This is a genomic window from Butyrivibrio sp. INlla14, assembly GCF_900102515.1.
Lineage (GTDB): Bacteria > Bacillota > Clostridia > Lachnospirales > Lachnospiraceae > Butyrivibrio.
The window spans coordinates 134,952-157,631 of record NZ_FMVS01000008.1; the positions used below are offsets into that span (position 1 = coordinate 134,952).

17 protein-coding genes are annotated in these 22,680 nt (G+C 39.7%); 15 read left to right on the plus strand and 2 right to left on the minus strand.

Annotation, left to right across the window (positions count from 1 at the left end; translation table 11 throughout):
* The first annotated feature begins 92 nt into the window (after positions 1 to 92).
* From BLO53_RS07120 to BLO53_RS07175, 12 genes are all read left to right on the plus strand, one after another.
* Positions 93 to 2,039 carry an EAL domain-containing protein gene (locus BLO53_RS07120; RefSeq protein ID WP_092060055.1) on the plus strand — a complete coding sequence of 649 codons (1,947 nt, stop codon included), beginning with the start codon at positions 93 to 95 and terminating at the stop codon, positions 2,037 to 2,039.
* Positions 2,040 to 2,186: 147 nt separating this feature from the next.
* Entirely contained in the window at positions 2,187 to 3,617 is a 1,431-nt protein-coding gene (locus BLO53_RS07125) for a 2-isopropylmalate synthase (protein ID WP_092060057.1), read from the plus strand.
* 14 nt (positions 3,618 to 3,631) lie between these two features.
* Positions 3,632 to 4,336, plus strand: coding sequence for a GntR family transcriptional regulator (locus tag BLO53_RS07130; protein ID WP_051196835.1), 705 nt, complete (start codon positions 3,632 to 3,634; stop codon positions 4,334 to 4,336).
* Positions 4,337 to 4,359: 23 nt separating this feature from the next.
* A complete protein-coding gene (locus BLO53_RS07135; protein WP_092060059.1) occupies positions 4,360 to 5,565 on the plus strand; it encodes an NADP-dependent isocitrate dehydrogenase in 1,206 nt (401 codons plus the stop codon).
* A gap of 101 nt (positions 5,566 to 5,666) precedes the next feature.
* Entirely contained in the window at positions 5,667 to 7,667 is a 2,001-nt protein-coding gene (locus BLO53_RS07140; protein WP_092060061.1) for an ABC-F family ATP-binding cassette domain-containing protein, read from the plus strand.
* 84 nt (positions 7,668 to 7,751) lie between these two features.
* On the plus strand, positions 7,752 to 8,384 hold the full coding sequence (locus tag BLO53_RS07145) for a CPBP family intramembrane glutamic endopeptidase (RefSeq protein WP_092060063.1): 633 nt from the start codon (positions 7,752 to 7,754) through the stop codon (positions 8,382 to 8,384).
* A gap of 42 nt (positions 8,385 to 8,426) precedes the next feature.
* A complete protein-coding gene (gene hflK / locus BLO53_RS07150; protein ID WP_092060065.1) occupies positions 8,427 to 9,386 on the plus strand; it encodes an FtsH protease activity modulator HflK in 960 nt (319 codons plus the stop codon).
* Positions 9,387 to 9,398: 12 nt separating this feature from the next.
* Complete coding sequence (hflC, locus tag BLO53_RS07155; RefSeq protein WP_026488454.1) at positions 9,399 to 10,286, plus strand: protease modulator HflC; 888 nt, start codon at positions 9,399 to 9,401, stop codon at positions 10,284 to 10,286.
* Between the two features lie 130 nt (positions 10,287 to 10,416).
* Entirely contained in the window at positions 10,417 to 11,796 is a 1,380-nt protein-coding gene (locus BLO53_RS07160; protein ID WP_092060067.1) for a TrpB-like pyridoxal phosphate-dependent enzyme, read from the plus strand.
* A 16-nt stretch (positions 11,797 to 11,812) separates the two neighbouring features.
* Positions 11,813 to 12,412 carry a bifunctional phosphoserine phosphatase/homoserine phosphotransferase ThrH gene (gene thrH, locus BLO53_RS07165; RefSeq protein ID WP_092060069.1) on the plus strand — a complete coding sequence of 200 codons (600 nt, stop codon included), beginning with the start codon at positions 11,813 to 11,815 and terminating at the stop codon, positions 12,410 to 12,412.
* A gap of 125 nt (positions 12,413 to 12,537) precedes the next feature.
* Positions 12,538 to 14,178: an Mbeg1-like protein gene (locus tag BLO53_RS07170; protein ID WP_092060071.1), complete on the plus strand. Its 1,641-nt coding sequence runs from the start codon at positions 12,538 to 12,540 to the stop codon at positions 14,176 to 14,178.
* A gap of 248 nt (positions 14,179 to 14,426) precedes the next feature.
* Positions 14,427 to 16,457 (plus strand): methyl-accepting chemotaxis protein, encoded by a 2,031-nt coding sequence (locus BLO53_RS07175; protein ID WP_092060072.1) that lies wholly within the window; start codon positions 14,427 to 14,429, stop codon positions 16,455 to 16,457.
* A gap of 104 nt (positions 16,458 to 16,561) precedes the next feature.
* Here the strand turns inward: BLO53_RS07175 and BLO53_RS07180 are convergent, their stop codons facing one another.
* On the minus strand, positions 16,562 to 17,437 hold the full coding sequence (locus BLO53_RS07180) for a phosphoribosylaminoimidazolesuccinocarboxamide synthase (RefSeq protein WP_092060073.1): 876 nt from the start codon (positions 17,435 to 17,437) through the stop codon (positions 16,562 to 16,564).
* A 58-nt stretch (positions 17,438 to 17,495) separates the two neighbouring features.
* On the minus strand, positions 17,496 to 19,136 hold the full coding sequence (locus tag BLO53_RS07185; RefSeq protein ID WP_026488460.1) for an ABC-F family ATP-binding cassette domain-containing protein: 1,641 nt from the start codon (positions 19,134 to 19,136) through the stop codon (positions 17,496 to 17,498).
* A gap of 211 nt (positions 19,137 to 19,347) precedes the next feature.
* Here BLO53_RS07185 and BLO53_RS07190 point away from each other — a divergent pair, with 211 nt between their 5' ends.
* The 3 genes from BLO53_RS07190 (at position 19,348) to BLO53_RS07200 (ending at position 22,676) form a co-directional block, all read left to right on the plus strand.
* Positions 19,348 to 21,120, plus strand: coding sequence for a GDSL-type esterase/lipase family protein (locus BLO53_RS07190; protein WP_176757203.1), 1,773 nt, complete (start codon positions 19,348 to 19,350; stop codon positions 21,118 to 21,120).
* Positions 21,121 to 21,244: 124 nt separating this feature from the next.
* On the plus strand, positions 21,245 to 22,009 hold the full coding sequence (locus BLO53_RS07195; RefSeq protein WP_176757204.1) for a response regulator: 765 nt from the start codon (positions 21,245 to 21,247) through the stop codon (positions 22,007 to 22,009).
* Between the two features lie 22 nt (positions 22,010 to 22,031).
* Positions 22,032 to 22,676, plus strand: coding sequence for an Hpt domain-containing protein (locus BLO53_RS07200; RefSeq protein ID WP_092060079.1), 645 nt, complete (start codon positions 22,032 to 22,034; stop codon positions 22,674 to 22,676).
* The last annotated feature ends 4 nt before the right edge of the window (positions 22,677 to 22,680 follow it).

Consider the following 22,680-nt stretch of genomic DNA (forward strand, 5'->3'; position numbering starts at 1 on the left):
GGGCCCTCTTTTTAATGATTAAGTACACACTCCAAAAATACATTTTATAATATTTTAATATACGTAATAAGGTTTTGTGATAATATTATCCTATGGAAGAGATTTTTTTTATTCCCTATAACTACATAGGTGAGATAGCCGGACTTGTCATGGGCTGTCTGATTCTTTTGATAATGCTATATACAAGCCCCAAGAAAACATTTGTTTATAAATATGTTTTCAGAGGTACAATCTTGTCTATAGTATCTATTCTTGTGCACATATCAATTCTGTTTGTTGCCAATAATCCAGACGAGTATTACAACAGCTTCTTGTTTATTTTTCAGCTATTGTTATTCCTTGTTTTATACAATGGGATTCTATATTTTATTTTTTCCTACGTGAATATGATGTCAATTGTACGCAGAAGGCAGCGTAAAGAATTTCTTTTGATGTATAGCCTGTTGTCTGCTATCTATTTTATTGGCGTTATTGTAGAGATTGCTGCCACAAGGCTCTATAGCCTTGAGCTTGGCGGTATAGACATTACTCACTTTGTAAGATTTTATAGCGCTGCAGGAATTGTTTGTGCTATAGTCTGCATGAATGCTACTATCAGCAACAGGCCCAATGTAGCCAGAATTATCTGGTACTGTGTTGTTACGCTAGTTCCTGTAGAGATAGTTCTTTTGGCCAGTCAGATATTGAGTGTAGGCCTGTTCCATACCGTTTATTCTGCCCTTTCTTATGTTCCGGTGTTTACCTTAGGGTATATTCTGTTTCATTCAAATCCTTATGATGAAGCTACAGGAAGTCAAAATGAGTATGGACTTGTGGCATATCTTGACAAACACATTGGCAAAAGAAAAATGTACATTTGCTATGTTGATCTTAAATATCCCAATGTAGGGATTTTTGGAGACTGGGTTGATGATCTTTTTCTGAAAGGGCTTGCTATTTGCAGGGCTATGGAAGCTATAAAGCCTGCTTTTAAGATATTCAGAGTATCAGAGAGCAAGTATGTAAATCTTATTGAAGCCAGAGATGAGAAACAGTTTCTTAGTGTAATAAACAGTATAAGAGGGGTGCTTGATGGAGCAAAAGCTGACGCTTATGTTCCATTTAACTATGTTATCGTATCCGGCGAAGTTCCGGAGGATATTGGCAACCCTACAAAGTGCAGGCAGTTTTTTGAATTTGTTTCAAGGAGATTTAAGGATCAGAACAGTAGCCATTTCTATGTGATAAAACCAATAGATTATGATGACTTCCTGGAAAATTATGAGATATCAGTAGCTTTGGAGGATATCAGAAACAGACTTGATCTTGAAGATGAGAGAGTTCTTGTATATGCACAGCCTATCTACAGTGTAGAAACTGGCAGTTTCAGGGTAGCTGAAGCTCTTACCAGGCTTAAAATTGGAAATCAGATAATAAGTCCTGATAAGTTTATTCCTATAGCAGAAGCTTCAGGTACTATACATGCTATTACCTGTATCGTACTTGATAAGGTATGTAAAGCTGTTGAGAGTTTTTCAGATTATTATGACTTTGATGCTATATCAATAAACATCTCTTCAAGAGAGATATCCCAGGATAATGTAAACGATGACCTTATGGAAATCATAGAAAAATATGACTTTGATATTTCTAAGATAAGGTTTGAAATCACAGAATCTGCTATGTTTGAGAATTTTGACAGGGCTAATGATAACATGCACTTGTTGACAAACTCTGGAATTCAGTTCTATCTTGATGACTTTGGTACTGGTTATTCGTCTTTTGAGAGAGTAATGAATTGCCCGGTCAAGACTATCAAGTTTGATAAAGCTCTTTTGTATAAGTCTCTTGATGACAATAGAATGGATGACATCATGAGCTATATGATAGAAGTCTTTAAGAAAAATGGATTTGTCACTCTTATTGAGGGTGTTGAGGATGAGTCCCAGAGTCAATATAGCATGGAGAGAGGCTTTGACTATATTCAGGGATATCATTATGCCAAGCCTGAACCGATAGAAAATATGAAGAAGTATTTTTCAAGAAAAAATAAATATTGAAATATATTACAGAGAAAGGTGGGAATTTAAGCATCCCACCTTTTTTCTATGCGGCCAAATGCTTAATTTTGTCACGTTGACATTGATGATATGATTGTATACAATTATACAAATAGAACAATTAGTCGAAATTGCGGGGATTTTGCTATGCAGGAGAATAATACTTTCCAGAATCGTCCTGTCACCATGAATGACAAGAACAATCTTTTACAGATTGAAGAGCATATGTACATTCTTGATGACGTAGAGAGACCAAATGTATTTAGAAATATGTTTCCTTACGAAGAGGTACCTAAGATTCCTTTTAATGACAGAATCGTGCCCCACAATATGCCCAAGGAAATATGGATAACCGATACAACCTTCAGAGATGGTCAGCAGTCCAGAGCGCCATATACAACAGATCAGATTGTTCATATCTATGATATGCTTCATGAGCTTGGTGGCCCTAATGGAATGATAAGACAGAGTGAGTTCTTTTTATATAGTAAGAGTGACAGAGATGCTGCTCTTAAATGTATGGAAAGAGGCTATGAGTTCCCGGAGGTTACCAGCTGGATCAGAGCATCAGAAGAGGACTTTAAGCTGGTTAAGGCAATTGGGATGAAGGAAACAGGAATCCTTGTGAGCTGCTCCGACTATCATATTTTCTTAAAGCTCAAGATGACCAGAAGACAGGCCCTCGACCACTATCTTAGTATTGTAAGAGCCTGCCTTGATAATGGTATAAGCCCCAGGTGCCATCTTGAGGACATAACAAGAGCTGATATTTTTGGTTTTGTGGTTCCTTTCTGTTTGGAACTTATGAAGCTCAAGGATGAATATAAGATTCCTATCAAGGTTAGAGCCTGCGATACCATGGGATATGGCGTTAACTTCTCAGGTGCCGTTATTCCCAGAAGCGTTCAGGGTATCATTTATGCTATAAATACTAATGCCGGTGTTCCAAGTGAACTTATCGAGTGGCATGGACATAATGATTTTTACAAGGCAGTTACCAATTCTACTACGGCCTGGATTTATGGCTGTAGTTCTGTTAATACATCACTATTTGGTATTGGCGAGAGAACAGGTAACACCCCTCTTGAAGCTATGGTATTTGAGTATGCCCAGCTTAAGGGCACTTTAAATGGCATGAATACCACAGTCATCACGGATCTTGCAGAATACTATGAAAAAGAAATAGGCTTTACAGTTCCTGCAAATACGCCTTTTGTAGGCAAGAACTTCAATGTTACAAGGGCTGGTATTCATGCAGATGGTCTTCTTAAAAATGAGGAGATCTATAATATTTTTGATACTGAGAAATTCTTAAAGAGACCTCCAGTAAGTGCTGTTTCAAATACATCAGGACTTGCAGGTATAGCTCACTGGATTAATGTTCACTACAAACTCCGTGAGGAACATGCACTATCTAAGACATCTCCACTTGTTTCTAAGATAAAAGAGTGGGTTGATGCAGAATATGATGGCGGAAGAGTTACTGTTATGACTGATGAAGAGCTTGTCAGAGAGATAGACAAGGTTTCAAAGGAACTTGGCATTATTGTAAAAGAAGGAGAAATTGTAAGCCGATAAGGCTGTGAGGGAGTATGGAGAACAAAGAAATCAAAGGTGATATTAAAGACGACGTAAAAGGCGAATCCATGGATAAATACTCTTTGCGAGGAAGAGTATTTCACACCATAAGAAATGATATCTTAAATGGCAAATACAAGGACCATGAGGAACTTAGAGAGGTTGCCATTGGAGAGGAACTTGGCGTCAGCAGAACTCCTGTTAGAGAGGCTTTCAGACAGCTTGAACTTGAGGGACTTATTCAGATCATTCCCAATAGAGGAGCTTATGTTACAGGCATAAAGGTCAAGGATATCAAGGATATCTACATGATCAGATCAAGACTTGAAGGTCTGTGCGCAAGATGGGCCTGTGAGAATATAACAAAGGCGCAGCTTGATGAGATGGAGGAAACTCTTTATCTTGCTGAGTTTCATGCTGCAAGGGGCCATATGAATCAGATGGCTGAACTTGATAACAGATTCCACACCATATTATACGAATCATGTAATTCCAAGATGCTTGAGCATCTTTTGAAGGATTACCACCAGTATGTATGGAGAGTCAGAAAAAAAACTTTATCAAGCAGCCGTGGTGCTGTTTCAAACGTAGAGCACAAGTATATCATGGAGGCTATTAAGGAAAATAACCCTGACAAGGCTGAAGAGCTTGCACATCAGCATATGATAAATGCTTTTGAAAATATGCTGGATCAGGGACTTCTTGATATGTACGAGTAAAAATATAAAAACTGGAGGATGGAATGAGTAAGATTCAGATGACTACGCCCATTGTTGAGATGGATGGGGATGAAATGACAAGAGTTTTATGGCAGATGATCAAGGATAAGCTTATCCTGCCATATGTTGACCTTAAGAGCGAGTATTATGACCTTGGTCTTAAGCATAGAGATGAGACTGATGATCAGGTAACTGTAGATAGTGCCAATGCAACTCTTAAATATGGCGTAGCAGTTAAATGTGCTACCATTACTCCTAATAACGAGCGTGTAGAAGAGTATGGACTTAAGAAGATGTGGAAGAGTCCAAATGGAACCATAAGAGCTATTCTTGACGGAACTGTATTCAGGACTCCAATCATGGTAAAGGGTATTGAGCCAAATGTCAGAACCTGGGTCAGCCCTATTACACTTGCAAGACATGCCTATGGCGATGTTTACAAAAATGTTGAAATCAGAGTTCCAGGGCCTGGTAAGGCAGAACTCTTATTTACAGGTGCTGATGGCAAAGAGATAAGAGAGACAATCTTTGATTTCAAGGAGCCAGGTATCATACAGGGTATCCATAACAAGGACGCTTCAATTGAGAGCTTTGCCAGAGCCTGCTTTAAGTATGCTCTTTCTGAGAAAAAAGAGCTGTGGCTTGGAACCAAGGACACTATCAGTAAGACCTATGACAGAAGATTCAGAGAAATCTTTGATGAAGTATTTGAAAAAGAGTTCAGGAAAGACTTTGAGGAAGCCGGAATCACATACTTCTATACACTTATTGATGATGCAGTAGCAAGAGTCATGAAGTCCAAGGGCGGATTTATCTGGGCCTGCAAGAACTACGACGGCGACGTTATGAGCGATATGGTATCCTCAGCCTTTGGTTCACTTGCTATGATGACTTCCGTTTTAGTATCTCCAACTGGGGTTTACGAGTATGAGGCAGCTCATGGAACAGTTCAGAGGCACTATTACAAGTATCTAAAGGGAGAGCCTACATCAACTAACCCTGTAGCTACTATTTTTGCCTGGACAGGAGCTCTTAGAAAGAGAGGCGAACTTGATGGCATAGCTGAACTTGTTGAGTATGCAAACAAGCTTGAGAAGGCAACTCTTTCTGTAATAGAGTCAGGCCGAATGACAGGAGACCTTGCACTTATCACATCTCTTCCTGATCCGGTTAAGCTTGGATCTGAGGAGTTTTTGGATGCAATCGCTGCAGAGTTTGAGACCCTGTGATATTGCAAATTTTATTTTTTACATAAAGTTATGAACATGCTAAAATGTCTTAGTTGCTTATTTGATTAAGCAACTAAGACATTTTTTTGGAGTTAGATATTATGATTCTTTCAGTTCACAATATAACCAAATCATTTGATGGAAAAGATATATTAAAGGGCGCATCCTTCCATATGGAAAAGGATGAGAAGGCGGCTATTGTCGGAATTAATGGCGCTGGTAAGACAACTCTTTTAAAGATCATTATCGGTGAAATGTCTGCAGATGACGGAGAGGTTACTTTTTCCAAGGACCTTACCTGGGGGTATCTTGCCCAGAATCAGAACATAGATACAGAGAAGACTATATATGAAGAGCTTGTCGAGGTAAAAAGAGATATCATCGACCTTGAGAACAGCATCAGGCAGGCAGAAGAGCAGATGAAGCATGTAACTGGTGATGAACTTAATGCCCTCATGGATAGATATACCAGAATGCATGATGAGTTTGCAAGACAGTCTGGATATGCCTGGCAGAGTGAAGTTACAGGCGTTGCCAAGGGCCTTGGCTTTTTGGATGAGGAACTTGACAAGAAGATAAATACCTTATCTGGAGGTCAGAAGACAAGAGTAGCACTTGGCAAACTTCTTCTTCAAAAGCCTGATCTTATAATCCTAGATGAGCCTACTAACCACCTTGATATGAATTCAATCAGGTGGCTTGAAAACTATCTTTTAAACTACAAGGGAGCAGTTCTTATTGTATCTCATGACAGATATTTCCTTGATAAGATAGCTTCCAAGATTGTCGAGGTAGAAAATACCAAGGTAACTTCTTTTGTCGGAAATTACAGTACCTACGCTGTAAAAAAAGAGCAGCTGCGTAAGACCCAGTGGGCAGCATATATGAAGCAGCAGGCTGAGATAAAGCATCAGGAAGAAGTCATCACAAAGCTTAAGTCCTTTAACAGAGAAAAATCAATAAAGAGGGCTGAGAGCCGCGAGAAGATGCTTGAAAAGATAGAGGTATTAGATAAGCCTGTAACTATTGATGACCGCATGAAGATTTCACTTAAGCCTTCTTGCGAGAGTGGCAATGACGTATTAACAGCTACTGGTCTTTCCAAAGCTTTTGGAAGTGAGAAGCTCTTTTCCGGCCTTGATTTTGAGGTTAAAAAGGGCGAGCACGTAGCCATAATAGGAGATAACGGAAGTGGTAAGACAACCCTTCTTAAGATCATTAACGGGGTGGAATCTCTTGATGCAGGTGAGATTGAACTTGGAGTTAAGGTTAAGATCGGATACTACGATCAGGAGCACCATGTACTTCATGATGAGAAGACCTTATTTGAAGAAATATCAGATGCTTACCCAACTTTAAATAATACTGAGATTCGCAATACGCTGGCAGCTTTTTTGTTTACTGGAGATGACGTGTTTAAGAGGATTGGTGACCTTTCTGGTGGTGAGAAGGGAAGAGTATCTCTTGCCAAGCTCATGCTATCAGATGCTAACTTCCTTATCCTTGATGAGCCTACTAACCACCTTGATATTACTTCCAAGGAAATCCTGGAGACTGCAATCTCAGGCTATGAAGGAACTGTACTTTATGTCAGCCATGACCGTTACTTTATAAATCGTACTGCTACCAGAATTCTAGATCTTACTCATGGCCAGTTTGTTAACTACATCGGAAACTATGACTACTATATTGAGCATGTGGATGAACAGATGCAGCGCCTTTTTGGCCAGAGCAGCAATGTAGGAAACGCTTCTCTTGCTGATGGAAGCTATAAGTATGCAGAAAGTGCTGCCAGTGCTATTAGTGATGAAACAGAAAGGGCATCAGATTCTTCCAATGCCGGGGCTCTTGATTGGAAAGCCCAGAAGGAAATCCAGGCAAAGCGCCGCAAACTCGAGAATTCCCTTAAAAAGTGCGAGGAAGACATCGCAAAATGTGAAGGAAGAGATGCTGAGATAAACGAGCTCCTTGCAGATCCTTCTATCGGTACCGACCTTGCCAAACTGCGTAAGCTTAGTGATGAACAGACAGAGATTCAGGATAAGCTCGCTGGCCTTTATGATGAATGGGAGCAGATTTCATCTGAGCTTGAAGAGCTATGAGAAAATGCTGTTTACCTTGACCTTGCCAAGGCCTACTTATATAATAAATGGGGTGTGTGGAATCACAGATAAAAGGAGTTTGCTTTGAAACGTTTATATATACCACTTGCATGGGAACTGCTTTTTGTAATAGCTACGACCATTTTACCGAAACAGTCATTTCACCTGTTTTTTGTGTTTTATCTTGGCCTTCTTGTATATTTTTATTATTTTCACAAGCAGTTTTCATTTCGCAAATTTGCGCGTAATCTTACCAGGATAAAGAGATTCTGGTTGCCTGTACTTATAACTTTTATAGGGCTTATGCTGTGCAATGATATTAACCATAATATTATCCAGCTCTATTTCTCTACTACCAGGGATGGCACAGTAAATATTATCACCAGAAACGACCTGCTTCCAACATTCTTTTATGCACTTATGATGATAGTGATGAAGCCTGTGGCAGAGGAACTTTTCTTTAGAAAGGCCATTATTTCTTTTGGCAGCAAGAAAAGAGTGTTTGTGCTGACTATTGTTAGCCTTATTTTGTGTGCAGTATCAAGAGCTCATGGATTTTTGGGGATTGCTGAGTGGATGATCATGGCTATTCCGGTAACTATTGCTTATGTGGCTACCAGGAATATCTATATATCCGTAATGGCACATGTGGCTTTTGAATTTTATGATAACATTTATTCCATTGTTTATGCTGTCGGCAGAATTCTTAACAGATAATGTGACGTATAAAATAAACTAATATTCCACAAGGAGAAAGATATGTTTGGAAAAAAAGGGAAAATGCAGAATGCTCACGGCTACAAAGAGTATAAGTCCAAGACTAGCCCCAAGCTTATAATTGCTATAGTCATTGCAATTGTAGCTTTGATCTGTGTTGGCGAGAGCTTTTATTCTGTTAAGGAGCAGGAACAGGCTGTTCTTACCATGTTTGGTAAGGTAATCAGAGTAGACACAGCAGGTCTTTATTTCAAGGTGCCATTTATTCAGGAGGTTCATACCATTGATATGACAACTCATGGCATCGGAATTGGCTATGTGATCCAGGATGGTCAGAATATCACAATAGATGATGAGGGTGTTATGATCACCTCTGATTTTAACTTTGTAGATATTGATTTTTATCTTGAGTACAAGGTTAGCGATCCTGTGGCATATTATTATAATTCAAGTGATCCAGAGCTTATTATGAAGAATATGACTCTTGCCTGCATCAGAAATACAGTAGTTAACTACACTGTAGATGATGTTATCACTACTGCTAAGGGTCAGATTCAGTCAGAGGTTAAAGAGACACTTCAGAAAGAACTTGCTGACAAGAATATAGGTATGATGGTGGTCAACCTTTCTGTTCAGGATGCAGAGCCACCAACACAGGAAATTGTTCAGGCCTTTAAGTCTGTTGAAACAGCCAAGCAGGGCAAGGACACAGCTGTAAACAATGCCAAGAAGTATCAGAGCGAGACTCTTCCTAAGGCAGAGGCTGATGCAGATAAGATCGTTCAGGATGCAGAAGCTTACAAGCAGTCCAGAATTGCAGAGGCAGAAGGTCAGGTCGCAAGATTTAATGAGATGTATGAGCAGTACAAGCTTCAGCCATATATCACCAAGAAGAGACTATTCTATGAAACTATGGAAGATATCCTTCCAGATCTAAAGGTTATCATCACAGATGGAGAAACCCAGGAAATATTACCTTTAGACAGCTTTAACGGAAATTGATGGAGGCGTGATATGGAAGGAAAAAAGAAAAACGGTTTAGTATTTGGCTTTATAGCAGCAATTGTCGTGATTGCTGTGGTTTTAATTGGTTCAGCAACCTTTGTTGTTCACCAGAATGAATATGTTACAGTAAGACGCTTTGGTAAGATTGTATCTATCGTTTCTGAGCCGGGACTACATTTTAAGACCCCATTTATCGAGGATACACAGTCTATTAGCGGTAAGGTTATTATTTATGATATTCCTGCATCTGACGTTATTACCAAGGACAAGAAGTCTATGATCACAGATACTTATGTACTTTGGAGAGTAACTGATCCTCTTAAGTATGTTCAGACTCTTAATGCTCTTAGCAACAGAGCAGAGGAGAGAATTGAGGCTTCTGTTTATAACGCTACCAAGAATGCTATTTCATCAATGTCTCAGGATGAAGTTATTGAGGCAAGAGGTGAGACCTTAACTGGAATCATTACAACAGAAGCTAATTCCGATATGGAAGGTTATGGTATTTCAATTATCCAGGCACAGATCAAGGCCCTTGACCTTCCTGATGACAACAAGAACGCTGTTTATGAGAGAATGATTTCTGAGCGTAATAATATCGCAGCTTCATATACAGCTCAGGGTGAGGCTGAAGCTCAGAAGATCCACAATGAAACTGACAAGCAGGTTGCAATCGTAAAGGCTAAGGCTCAGAAGGACGCAGCAGTGCTTGAGGCTGAGGGAGAGGCAGAATACATGAAGACTCTTTCAGAAGCTTATAATACAGAGGAAAAGGCTGAGTTCTACAACTACATGAGGGGACTTGATGCACTTAAGGCATCTTTATCAGGAGATAAGACTATCATTCTTGATAAGAATTCAGAACTTGCCAAGATACTTTATGGTAATTTCAATTGACACAATAGGTTAAAATGTGCTTTAATAGTTTAAACTGTTGAAGACAATCGGACCTGTCCGGATTCAAATGTCTGGGCAGGTTTTTCTTTGTTCTTTATCTAAAATAATCGTTTTTCAGGGGGCAAGAGAAATGAGTGAAGAAAAAAGAATTCCTTACAAAATTTATCTTAGTGAGGATGAGATTCCAAAAAGATGGTACAACGTAAGAGCTGATATGAAGAATAAGCCGGCTCCACTTCTTAATCCGGCAACGCTTAAGCCAATGACTTTTGAGGATCTTCGTCCTGTCTTTTGCGATGAGCTTATAAGGCAAGAGCTTGATGATACTACGCCTTACATCGACATTCCAGAAGAGGTAATGGATTTTTATAAGATGTATAGACCAGCTCCTCTTGTAAGAGCGTACTTTCTTGAGAAGGCTCTTGGAACTCCAGCCAAGATTTATTACAAATTTGAGGGAAATAACACTAGTGGCAGCCACAAGCTTAATTCTGCCATTGTACAGGCTTATTATGCCAAGAAGCAGGGGCTTAAGGGCGTTACCACAGAAACAGGAGCAGGACAGTGGGGAACAGCTCTTTCTATGGCATCTGCATATTTTGGGCTTGATTGCAAGGTATACATGGTTAAGGTTTCCTATGAGCAGAAGCCGTTCAGACGTGAAGTTATGCGTACTTATGGAGCAAGTGTAACACCATCACCTTCCATGGATACTGAGATTGGACGCAAGATCAATGCTGAACATCCTGGAACAACAGGCTCTTTGGGCTGTGCTATTTCAGAGGCTGTAGAGGTAGCAACCAAGACTGAAGGCTACAGATATGTTCTTGGAAGCGTGCTCAATCAGGTACTGCTGCATCAGACTGTTATTGGCCTTGAGGCCAAGGCAGCTCTTGATAAATATGGAGTTAAGCCAGATATTATAATTGGATGCGCTGGAGGCGGATCAAACCTTGGAGGACTTATTTCTCCATTTATGGGCGAAAAGCTCAGGGGAGAAGCTGATTACCAGATCATTGCAGTAGAGCCTGCAAGCTGCCCTTCACTTACACGAGGCAAATTTGCATATGACTATTGCGACACAGGAATGGTTTGTCCTCTTGCCAAGATGTACACGCTTGGCAGCAACTATATCCCATCACCAAACCATGCTGGCGGACTTCGCTATCATGGCATGAGCCCAATTTTATCTCAGCTTTATGATGATGGACTTATGGAAGCTAGGAGTGTTGAACAGACATCAGTATTTGAAGCTGCCCAGCAGTTTGCAAGAGTTGAGGGTATTCTTCCTGCTCCAGAGAGTAGCCATGCGATAAGAGTTGCGATAGATGAAGCCTTAAAGTGCAAGGAAACAGGAGAAGAGAAGACAATTCTCTTTGGTCTTACAGGTACTGGATATTTTGATATGGTTGCATATCAGAAATATAATGATGGCGTTATGATGGATTACATCCCATCTGATGAAGAACTTGAGAAGAGCTTTGCTACACTTCCTAAGATAAATATTTGACAGGAGAAATAAAGACATGAACATAGTTTGTTTGGATCTTGAAGGAGTTCTGGTGCCAGAAATCTGGATTGCGTTTTCTGAGGCTTCAGGTATTCCGGAACTTAAGAGAACTACGAGAGATGAACCTGATTATGACAAGCTTATGAGATGGAGAATAGGCATCCTCAAAGAGCATGGCCTAGGACTTAAGGAAATACAGGATACTATTGCTAAGATTGACCCGCTTCCCGGGGCAAAAGAGTTTTTGGATGAGCTTAGAAAGACAACCCAGGTCATTATTATCAGTGATACCTTTACTCAGTTTGCAACTCCTCTTATGGAGAAGCTTGGCTGGCCTACAATATTCTGCAATTCTCTTGAGGTGGCAGATAATGGCGAAATTACAGGCTTTAAGATGCGAATTGAGAATTCTAAGCTTACTACTGTGAAGGCTCTTCAGGCTATAGGCTATGACACAATTGCAAGCGGAGATAGCTATAATGACCTTGCCATGATACAGGCTTCCAAGGCAGGCTTTTTATTTAGGACTACAGAGCAGATCAAAAAAGATTACCCTGATCTTCCTGCTTTTGAAGAGTATGATGAACTTCTAGCGGCTATAAAGAAAAGCTTATAAGTGGTTATAATGATTTATTGAAGAGACAGATTCTATTGGGAGTCTGTCTCTTTTTGACTTGTTGCTATTGCGTTATAATATTGTTAGTTAATAGCTGAGGTCTTTCATGATTGAGGGAAACAAACATGGCAAACATAGTCAATTATATTAAGTGGCGTGGAGATATAGAGTTCGAGAAAATCCCTTTTAACAAAGTGGACAATCTTGGCCTTTCTTTACTTGTATATAATGATTTTGAAGGAATCGTACCATCTAGCCTTGCGGGTGGAAGAATTTCTATTGCTGAAGCGTCAGATAAGTATTTTAAGACACATAGTATTGATGGACTGGGAATATATGATTTTGATTGGGTTTTGTACTACATGGGTATGTCAAAACGCTTTGGAAATCTTTATCTGTCTGACTATGTTGATGTAGATGAATCTGACAGAAATATGGTTTTTACTGCTTTTACAGTGCATCTTCCAGATGGAAGTCTTTTTGTAGCGTATCGTGGCACTACAATGGAGATTGATGACTGGAGATTAGATTTCCAGATAAGCTTTGAGGAAATTGAAGCTCAGAAAGCTGCGGCCAGGTATTTGCAGCATATTACAGAGAAATATGCAGGAGATATTTACGTCGGAGGGCATTCTAAGGGTGGCAATCTGGCTGTTTATGCAGCAATGCATGCTCCGGACGTTGTCATAAACAGGATAAAAAGAATCTATAGCTTTGACGGGCCAGGCTTTTGTCCAGAGCTTCTCGATGAAAACAAACTCAATATAATAAAGGACAGGATAGTACATGTGGTACCCAGCTTTAGCGTTGTCGGAATGTTATTTGAACTTCCTGTTCAGCATGAGATAGTATCTTCAAGTGCTGAAAAGATTGCTCAGCACTCAGGTATGACCTGGAAAATAGAGGGTGACCATTTTGTTCACAAGAGGTTTTTGACTGAGGAGAGTACTGTATATAACAGAGCTATTGATGACTGGATCGGTAATGCTACTATGGAACAACGAAGAGCCTTTACCAGAGATATCTTTGATGCTATGAAGGCTGGCGGGGCGGTGGCAGTTACAGATATTCCTCAAGGAGGCTTTCATGATTTTGGAACGATACTCCTATCGGCTGCTAATTCAGAGAGTAAGACCAAGATTGTTACAGGTAAGTTCCTTGGATCTTTATGGAGATCTTTTGAGAAGATAAAGATATTGGAAGCTATTAAGTCTTTATCTGGTATGATAGATCTTTTCCTGATCTTTCTTGGAATAGTATTTTTGACTATTCCAGAAGCCGTGTATAGTGTTCTTGGAGGCGTTATAGCACTGGTCGTTGCAATCTGGAGTGCTGTGATGCTTTTAAAGGCTGGAGTCAGGGACGAAAACCCTTTTTTAAAACGAGGGCGTATGATATTTCACATTGTCATCATGTGGTTTATGGTCTTTATTATGTCTAACCTTGAGAGAATCCCTAAGTGGACTAACCTTTTGATGGCTATAGTATTCTTTTCTCTAACTGTAGCCAGCATCAGGTATATTGTGAAGTATAAGAATACTATCTCTGGAAAGGCCAAGTTCTGGATGATGCTTCTTGCTGTGGTCAATCTCTACATTGGAATTATTTCGGTAGTTATGCCTGCGAGACTTGATTACACAAAATCGGTTACTTTAGGTAGCTATCTTATAATCATCGGTTTTGTAAGGCTTATAATTCAGCTCCTGGAACAGCTTCAGGGTGATAAAAAAAATAAGAGTGGAAAGAATTATTACGAAGAAGAATAGCAGACATATATTGTATGATATTTAATTGTCCATACACTATGTTGTGGATGATTGTATAAAAGGATGAAAATCGCGTAAATATGCGGCTTTCATCCTTTTTTTATCATACTTTTTTAATATAGATTTTAGTATTTATGAGTTTATTAATTATCGCAATATTATATAATTATGCTAGTGGGCAGATAATTTGTTAATACTTAAAAAGAGGTTCATATAACAATAGTTTCACCATGTGATAGGAGGTTATCATGGCTAAGGATACAGCAAAAGAAAAAGGAAATGGCAAAGGCCTTAATAGCGTAAAAACAAGGCTGATACTTGTAATGATGGCAGTGGTTGTGATCCCACTTTTGATCTCGATTGTGGTAAGCTATGCAAGTTCAATCAATAAAGGCCTTGAAGATGCTATGACCATAAATGATTCTCAGGCTAAGATCATTGAGGAAAGCTTTATGGCTTCAATCGATCAGCAGTTAAGATCTCTGCAAGCTATAGCCGATAGCCCTTACACCATCGAATACATTAAAAATGCTCAGACACGTGATGATGCGAAGATGATTGCATATATTGCCAAGGTAAATGAGAACTATAACGACGGAAATGCTATAGTTGTTTCTGATGTAAATGGTCAGCAGCTTGTAAGAGATGATGGAGGAAAACTGTCTGATATTCATGAAAGAGATTATTTTCAGGGAGCGGTAAAAGGCCAGGTATTTCTTTCAAGTGTACTTATTTCAAAGGCAACAGGATCCAGAATCATTATTCCTGCTGTACCAGTTTATGATTATGGGTACACAAGTGTAATCGGTATTGCTCAGAGAAGTTATGATCTTTCAAACCTTCATACACTGCTTGCAAGCAATGTAAAGGCTAATCAGAGAACCTTTATCACAGATAAAAATGGTATAGTAATTGCAAGGTCAGATCAGGAAATCAAAGCTGATGATCCTGACGACAATAGAAGTGATAGAGATTTCTTTAAGAGCGTAAGTGCTGGAACTACATCTGGAACATATGTCTCTAATGGAGATGAAAAGCTGATTGTTTCTTATAGGCAGGAGCCAAATACAGGATGGATTGTTGTTGTATCATCTGATTACAACGCAACCATGGCATCCGCCCAGAGAAGTGCTTATATCATAGTTATAGTTGGTGTTATCATGGCCGTAATTGCTGCGGTAATTTCATTTCTTATGGCTAAATCCTTTACAGAACCTCTTAACGAAGTTAACACAGCACTTTCACATCTGGCAGAGGGTAGGTTTGTCAATATAGAGAAATTCCAAAACAGAAAAGATGAGTTTGGAGATATGGTCAACAATACAAACTCAGTACTGAGTGTTCTTGATGATATAGTTAAGAATATCAAGGAGTCAGCGGTTGCTGTTCACAAGTCATCTGAAGATCTTGCAGAGACAGCAGATCAGATCTCACAGACAGCAGATGATGTGTCAACAGCTGTTCAGGAAATTGCTTCTGGTGCTACTCAGCAGGCTGATGAAATCCAAAGCGTAACAGAAAGCGTTGGTGAAATTGATGTAGCTACAGGAAATGTACAGGCAAGCACAGATGATCTTTCAGGACTTGCTGGAAGAATGCAGTCTGTCAGCACAGATTCGGCTCAGTCCTTGTCTGACCTTCAGGAGTCAAGCCAGAGCATGAGTGAAAAAATTGCTCAGATTACTGAAAAGATTGGTGCAACAAGCAAGGCCGTAGAGAGCATCAATGAAAAGGTTGAGGGAATTACCTCAATAGCAACACAGACAAATCTTCTTTCTCTTAATGCAAGTATTGAGGCTGCTAGAGCAGGAGAGGCCGGCAAGGGCTTTGCGGTTGTTGCAGGAGAGATTGGAACTCTTGCTGAGAATTCAAGGCTTATGGCTGATGAGATCAGAAAAGAGATGGATGAACTTTTGACATCGTCTCAGGCTGCAGTTGAAATGGCAGCTGAGGTTCAAAAGGGCAACGAAGAGCAGGCACAGGTCCTTGGAGCTACAGTTGATAGCGTAAACGCAATGATAGGTGATATAGCATCTACAGTAACTGGAGTAAAGAGTATCGAGACAGACGCAGGAACCTGCGTAAATGCCAAGAACGTGGTTGCAGATGCCATGAGTTCTCTTTCAGCTATTTCAGAAGAAAATGCTGCATCCTCAGAGGAAACAGGAGCTTCTATGCAGGAATTGTCTGCTACAGTTACAACCCTTGCTTCTTCAGCTAATACCCTCAAGGAAATTGCTGATAAGCTAAGCTCTGATATGGAATTCTTTAAGGATTAAATTATCAGAGGTGCTATAAAGACAACAGTATAGAACAGAAGCAGTATAAGTAAAAATATGGATAGAAAAGGGCGGCTCTCTAAAAAAGAGAACCGCCCTTTAATTTAGGCTTCTAATTCCTTACCTGTAAGAAGCTTGTAAGCTTCAAGATATTTATCAATGGTCTTGTCAATTACATCCTGAGGAAGATTGTAATCACATTCTGGATGAGCTTTCAAGTAGTTACGAACGAACTGCTTGTCAAAGGATGGCTGGTCATGACCTGGTTCGTAGCCTTCTACTGGCCAGAATCTTGATGAATCAGGAGTGAGCATTTCATCTGCAAGAACAACTTCACCCTTTTCATCTACACCAAACTCGAACTTGGTATCAGCAATTATAATACCGCGAGTCAGAGCGTAGTCAGCACATTTCTTGTAAAGAGCAATTGTGTAGTCTCTGATCTTGGTAGCGTAGTACTCGCCGTGACCTGGGAATTCTTTTTCAAGGACCTCAATGCTGCGCTCAAAATCGATATTCTCATCGTGATCGCCAATCTCAGCCTTAGTACTAGGTGTGTAGATGGGTTCAGGAAGCTTGTCGCATTCTCTAAGTCCCTCTGGAAGCTTAATGCCACATACAGTGCCATTTTCCTGGTAGCTCTTCCAGCCGCTTCCTGTAATATAGCCTCGAACAATACACTCAACAGGAATCATTCTAAGCTTTTTGCAAAGCATGCTATTACCTGTAAAATCAGGTGTTCTGAAAAACTCTGGCATATCAGCATTATCTACGCTGACCATGTGGTTGTTTACAACGTCTTTGGTGTAGTCGAACCAAAATCTTGACATCTGTGTAAGTACTGCGCCTTTCTTGGAAACCTTATTCTTAAGGATCACATCGAAAGCGGAGATTCTATTGGTGGCTACCATTATAAGGTTCTCACCTATATCGTAGATCTCACGTACTTTTCCTTCTTTTACTGGCTTAAATTCCTGCATGCTAAAACTCCTCCGTAATGTAACTTAAATTTTATAGTATCCACATAAGTGGGTATTATCAGTCGTCCTCATCTTCATCGGCGGCAGTGTTGTATACTGTACGCTTTCTAGCCATTTCATCATTTTCAAGGTACTCATCATATGTTGAACGCTTATCAATAAGTGATCCATCTGGAAGGATTTCCATGATTCTGTTAGCAGTTGTCTGTACAACCTGATGGTCACGGCAGGCAAACAATTCAACACCTGGGAATTTTATCATTCCGTCGTTAAGAGCGGAGATTGATTCCATATCAAGGTGGTTAGTTGGTTCATCGAAGATAAGGCAGTTAGCGCCGCTTATCATCATTTTGGAAAGAAGGCATCGAACCTTCTCACCACCGGAGAGAACCTTAACCTTTTTAACTCCGTCTTCACCAGCAAAGAGCATACGTCCAAGGAAGCCTCTTACATAAGTTGCATCCTTGATCTCAGAATATCCTGTAAGCCACTCTGTGATAGTGTAGTCATTGTCGAACTCTTTAGTATTATCCTTGGGGAAGTAAGCCTGTGATGTTGTTACACCCCACTTGTAAGTTCCTTCATCTGGCTCAAGCTCGCCAGTAAGAATCTGGAAGAGAGTAGTCTTGGCAAGCTCGTTACCACCAACGAAAGCAATCTTGTCCTCGCGCTGTACAACGAAAGATATGTTATCGAGAACCTTCTCGCCATTGATAGTCTTGGAAAGGCCTTCAACAGTAAGAACTTCGTTACCAATCTCTCTATCAGGTCTGAAATCGATATATGGATATTTACGGCTTGAAGGCTTGATGGTATCAAGCTCGATCTTTTCAAGGGCTTTCTTTCTGGAAGTAGCCTGCTTACTCTTACTTGCGTTAGCAGAGAAACGAGCGATGAACTCTTTAAGTTCCTTGATCTGTTCCTCTTTCTTCTTGTTGGCTTCCTTCATCTGGCGGATCATGAGCTGACTTGATTCATACCAGAAATCATAGTTACCAGCATAGAGCTGGATCTTGCCATAATCTATATCTGCAATATAAGTGCAAACCTTATTGAGGAAATAACGGTCATGAGATACTACGATGACAGTGTTCTCAAAGTTGATAAGGAACTCCTCAAGCCATGCAATAGCATCAAGATCAAGGTGGTTTGTAGGCTCATCCAGAAGAAGGATATCTGGGTTACCAAAAAGAGCTCTTGCAAGAAGAACCTTGACCTTCTGAGCACCATCAAGCTCTTTCATAAGCTTATAATGGAATTCAGTATCAATTCCAAGGCCATTAAGAAGAGACTCAGCATCTGATTCAGCTTCCCAACCATTCATTTCAGCAAACTCTGCCTCGAGCTCACTGGCTCTGATTCCGTCCTCATCAGTGAAATCTTCCTTGGCATAGATTGCATCCTTCTCATTCTTGATCTCGAACAGACGCGCGTTACCTGCAATTACTGTATCAAGTACAACATTGTCATCATATTTGAAGTGATCCTGCTCAAGGAATGAGAGACGCTCGCCGTCAGAAATAACAACATCTCCGTTTGTAGTCTCTATCTGACCTGACAGGATCTTAAGGAATGTTGATTTACCAGCACCATTGGCACCGATGATACCATAGCAGTTACCAGGTGTGAATTTGATGTTAACTTCTTCAAAAAGAGCCTTTTTACCAACTCTTAAGGTTACGTTATTTGCACTAATCATTAAAAATAACCTCACATAAAAAATCTATTCTTTGCAACAGTTCGTATTATATTGGAATATTTTTTAAAATGCAATATATCTTCATTAATAAGAGAAAAAGAAATATAAATGGGCAAAATCGACCAGTAATCGCATCAAAAGAAGTATCTGAATAAAGCCAATTGTAGTAAGATTTTTAGTAAATCATAAAAGATCAAATATGGGAGATATCATGGAACAAGGGTTTACTATCGTAAGACAGGAAGATATTGAAGATAAATATATGACTGACGCAGAGGCTGCGCTTAAAAATGGTGGTTGGAACTATAGAAAGTTTGAAAAAATAACTGACCAGAAAAAAGACGGAGAAGACAGAGAAAGAAACGTCACAGTTTTTAGATTAGAGGTTCCCGAATTTGGAACCTATGAAGTGACGGTTACTATAAAGGCAGGAGAAGGAGAGAGGAAGCTTACTCTTTTTGCTGGAAGAAGAAACCTGATTGACACAGATATCATATTAAAGAGTGGAGAAACATATAGAAAGACTTTTTACCAGGCCGTAACGCCCTATATTCCTGCGCTTTCTCCAAGGAGATGTAACGATAAATTCGTTTTCGTTAGTATTGCAGGGGTGGATTCCAATGAACTAGGAAAACAGGGCTCGCCAGAGATTTCTCTAAATGTTGCCAGAAAGGATGTTCCTGTCATATGGATTGCAGGGGATTCTACTTTAACTGATCAAAATGCAGGTATTCCGTATTACCCTTATGGAAGCTGTGCTGGCTGGGCTCAGATTCTATCAAGATATGTAGATAAGGCAGCCGTCTGTAATATGGCCCATTCCGGGATGACCACAAATTGCTTCCGGGACGACGGTCATTATGCTATTTCGCTGGAATTCATGAAGAAAGGTGATTTTTTTATAATCCAGTTTGGACACAATGACCAGAAGCGAAGAAATCTGGGCGCCAGAGGCGGATATGCTCAGAATCTTAGGCGCTTTGCCAGTGAAGTAAGATTAAGAGGTGTGACTCCGATCATATGCTCACCTATAAGCCGTGTGCCGCTGAAGTTGTCCAAGGCTGAAGCTCAGGAACTATCCATGCCTTTATATTATTCTCTTTTACAGGAATATGCTGATGCAGCAAAAGAAGTGGCTGTAGAACAGAAAATCCTGTTTGCTGATCTTCATGAAGAAACAATGAGGAAGTGGATAGAACTTTCGGATAATGCAAAAGACTATTTTATAAAAGGTGATATAACTCATACCAATGAGTATGGCGCACTTATGATAGCGGATATGTTTGTAAGGCAGGTGGGAGGAGAACTTCCTCTGATCAAAAATACTATTTTACCTGTTCCTACTCCTTGCCAGGACACAAAGGATATTCCAAAAGAGCTTCCGCTAAAGAGTCCCTTTGAGATTGAACCACCTTATCTTGACATTGATGGGATTCCAGAATATGACGGCCTTAGAAGAGCCTTTAAATATGGGCTTTTAGATCCATGTGTAATGTACCTTCATCCCTATGATGCGATGCCCAAGGGACAGCTTTTAATGGTGATGTTTAATGCATTCAGAATGTCCGGAGTACGTCCTTATAAAAAGAAATATAAGGATATTAAGGTTGATGAGTGGATTTCCGGATATGTGCAGGCCCTTATAGATGCTGGATATATTGATGACAAAGATGAAGATAACTCACTGTTTAGGCCGGATGACCCTCTTACATATGGGGAGCTTGCAAAGTATATCATAAAAAGATATGAGGAGATTCAAAGGGGCACTTTCAAAGATACAGAAACTGCACGTTTTGAAGAGGATTATGTGAATGAGGCAAAGAAACTTGGAATTATCAAGAAAGAAAATGTTAAGGCTTTAGACATCGCAAACAGAGCAGACGTATATACTATTCTTGCTGATTATATGGATATTGCCAGAGAAAAGAGCGGCGCAAAAAACGAAAATCTTCCCAAGGATGCCGAGGTTCATCCCGTGCATTAAAGTCATCTTATGAAATATTATAAAATAATTTAACCATAATATAACGATTGGATGGTATAATTATTATAGGGTATTGGTGAATTTCCGCTATTGTAATCTTATGACTTATATGTGGGAGAACGACATGCTTTATGGTAAAGATAATAAGATATTGATCATAGGAGGCAAGGAGACCTTTATAATCAAGGTCCTTATGGGCAAGCTAAGGGATGCCGGGATTGAGACTTTCTTTGCGGTTTCTCAAGTTAATGAAATAAATAAGCTCTGGCATGATTGCTCGCTTGTGATCTATTACATGGAAGTTGGAGAGAGAATTGATGGTGAGGTGGCAACCTTCCTTCGAGATAAGCTCTCTGATAACAACAAGCAGATGGCTATTATTGGCGACGTGACAGATACTAAGGATGTTGTAGACAATTTCCCGCCACATATCATCTATAAGATTTTTACAAGACCACTTGATTATGGTGCATTCATCTCTGATGTGAGCCTTTACTTTAACATGGTTGCAGAAGGTGAGTTGAAAAAGAGCATTCTCATTGTAGACGATGATCCAAACTATATGGGACTTGTGAGAGAATGGCTCAAGGATACTTACAAGGTTTCAATGGCTAATTCTGGACTTAGGGCTATAAAATGGCTTGGCAGTAATAAAGTTGATCTGATCCTTCTTGATTATGAGATGCCTGTTACTGATGGCCCTCAGGTGCTTGAAATGCTTAGGAGTGATGAGGAGACCAAGGAAATACCTGTGATATTCCTAACTGGAAAAGATGATAAGGAAAGCGTTATGAGTGTTCTTGCTCTTAAACCAGAGGGCTATGTACTCAAGACAAGCGGTAAAAATGAGATTGTAAATACCGTGAGCAAGTTCTTTGTTAATAGGTAAGAAGGAAAGTTGGAGCTTAAAAGTGGAAGAAGGACTAACTGGAAGAAATATTTCTGAGAAGATTCCAGAAGAACTGATAAAACCTGATAAAGAAGGTTTAATTTCAATACAGGAAGGAATGGATTTTTGTGGTAGTACTTATTCTTTTGTCAAATTTCTGAAAACCTTTTTAAGAAGTATTGATGATAAGGCAAAAGAGATAGAGGATGCGCTGACAAGTGAAGACTACCAGCTTTATACGATGAAAGTCCATTCACTAAAGAGTACATCAAGGATCATTGGTGCCCATAGGCTGTCAGAACTATCTAAAAAGCTTGAACTGGCGGGCGAATCAGGAGAGATAGATGTTATAAAGGAAAAGACGGGAGAGCTTTTAGAGCTTTATAGGAGCTATAGCAATAAGCTTTCTGATATCAGTAGTATTTCTCTTGATGGAATAAAGCTAAGGCCGCTTGCAAGCAGGGAAATTATTGATGATGCATATAGAGCCCTTAGAGAAGTTGCACCTATGATGGACTATGATTCCGTGGAAATGATCATCGAGGGATTAAAAAAGTATAAACTTCCGGAAGATGAGAAGGAAAGGACAGAAAAGATTGAATACTATCTGAAAAAGCTTGACTGGGAAAGTATTCAGGATTTGTTAAATGATAAAAAAGAAGTCTGAGATT

What these genes read in the sequence shown, in the direction of transcription:
- BLO53_RS07120 (WP_092060055.1), top strand. Translation starts at nt 93, where the DNA reads ATGGAAGAGATTTTTTTTATTCCCTATAACTACATAGGTGAGATAGCC.
- BLO53_RS07125 (WP_092060057.1), top strand. Translation starts at nt 2,187, where the DNA reads ATGCAGGAGAATAATACTTTCCAGAATCGTCCTGTCACCATGAATGAC.
- BLO53_RS07130 (WP_051196835.1), top strand. Translation starts at nt 3,632, where the DNA reads ATGGAGAACAAAGAAATCAAAGGTGATATTAAAGACGACGTAAAAGGC.
- BLO53_RS07135 (WP_092060059.1), top strand. Translation starts at nt 4,360, where the DNA reads ATGAGTAAGATTCAGATGACTACGCCCATTGTTGAGATGGATGGGGAT.
- BLO53_RS07140 (WP_092060061.1), top strand. Translation starts at nt 5,667, where the DNA reads ATGATTCTTTCAGTTCACAATATAACCAAATCATTTGATGGAAAAGAT.
- hflK (WP_092060065.1), top strand. Translation starts at nt 8,427, where the DNA reads ATGTTTGGAAAAAAAGGGAAAATGCAGAATGCTCACGGCTACAAAGAG.
- hflC (WP_026488454.1), top strand. Translation starts at nt 9,399, where the DNA reads ATGGAAGGAAAAAAGAAAAACGGTTTAGTATTTGGCTTTATAGCAGCA.
- BLO53_RS07160 (WP_092060067.1), top strand. Translation starts at nt 10,417, where the DNA reads ATGAGTGAAGAAAAAAGAATTCCTTACAAAATTTATCTTAGTGAGGAT.
- thrH (WP_092060069.1), top strand. Translation starts at nt 11,813, where the DNA reads ATGAACATAGTTTGTTTGGATCTTGAAGGAGTTCTGGTGCCAGAAATC.
- BLO53_RS07170 (WP_092060071.1), top strand. Translation starts at nt 12,538, where the DNA reads ATGGCAAACATAGTCAATTATATTAAGTGGCGTGGAGATATAGAGTTC.
- BLO53_RS07175 (WP_092060072.1), top strand. Translation starts at nt 14,427, where the DNA reads ATGGCTAAGGATACAGCAAAAGAAAAAGGAAATGGCAAAGGCCTTAAT.
- BLO53_RS07180 (WP_092060073.1), bottom strand. Translation starts at nt 17,437, where the DNA reads ATGCAGGAATTTAAGCCAGTAAAAGAAGGAAAAGTACGTGAGATCTAC.
- BLO53_RS07185 (WP_026488460.1), bottom strand. Translation starts at nt 19,136, where the DNA reads ATGATTAGTGCAAATAACGTAACCTTAAGAGTTGGTAAAAAGGCTCTT.
- BLO53_RS07190 (WP_176757203.1), top strand. Translation starts at nt 19,348, where the DNA reads ATGGAACAAGGGTTTACTATCGTAAGACAGGAAGATATTGAAGATAAA.
- BLO53_RS07195 (WP_176757204.1), top strand. Translation starts at nt 21,245, where the DNA reads ATGCTTTATGGTAAAGATAATAAGATATTGATCATAGGAGGCAAGGAG.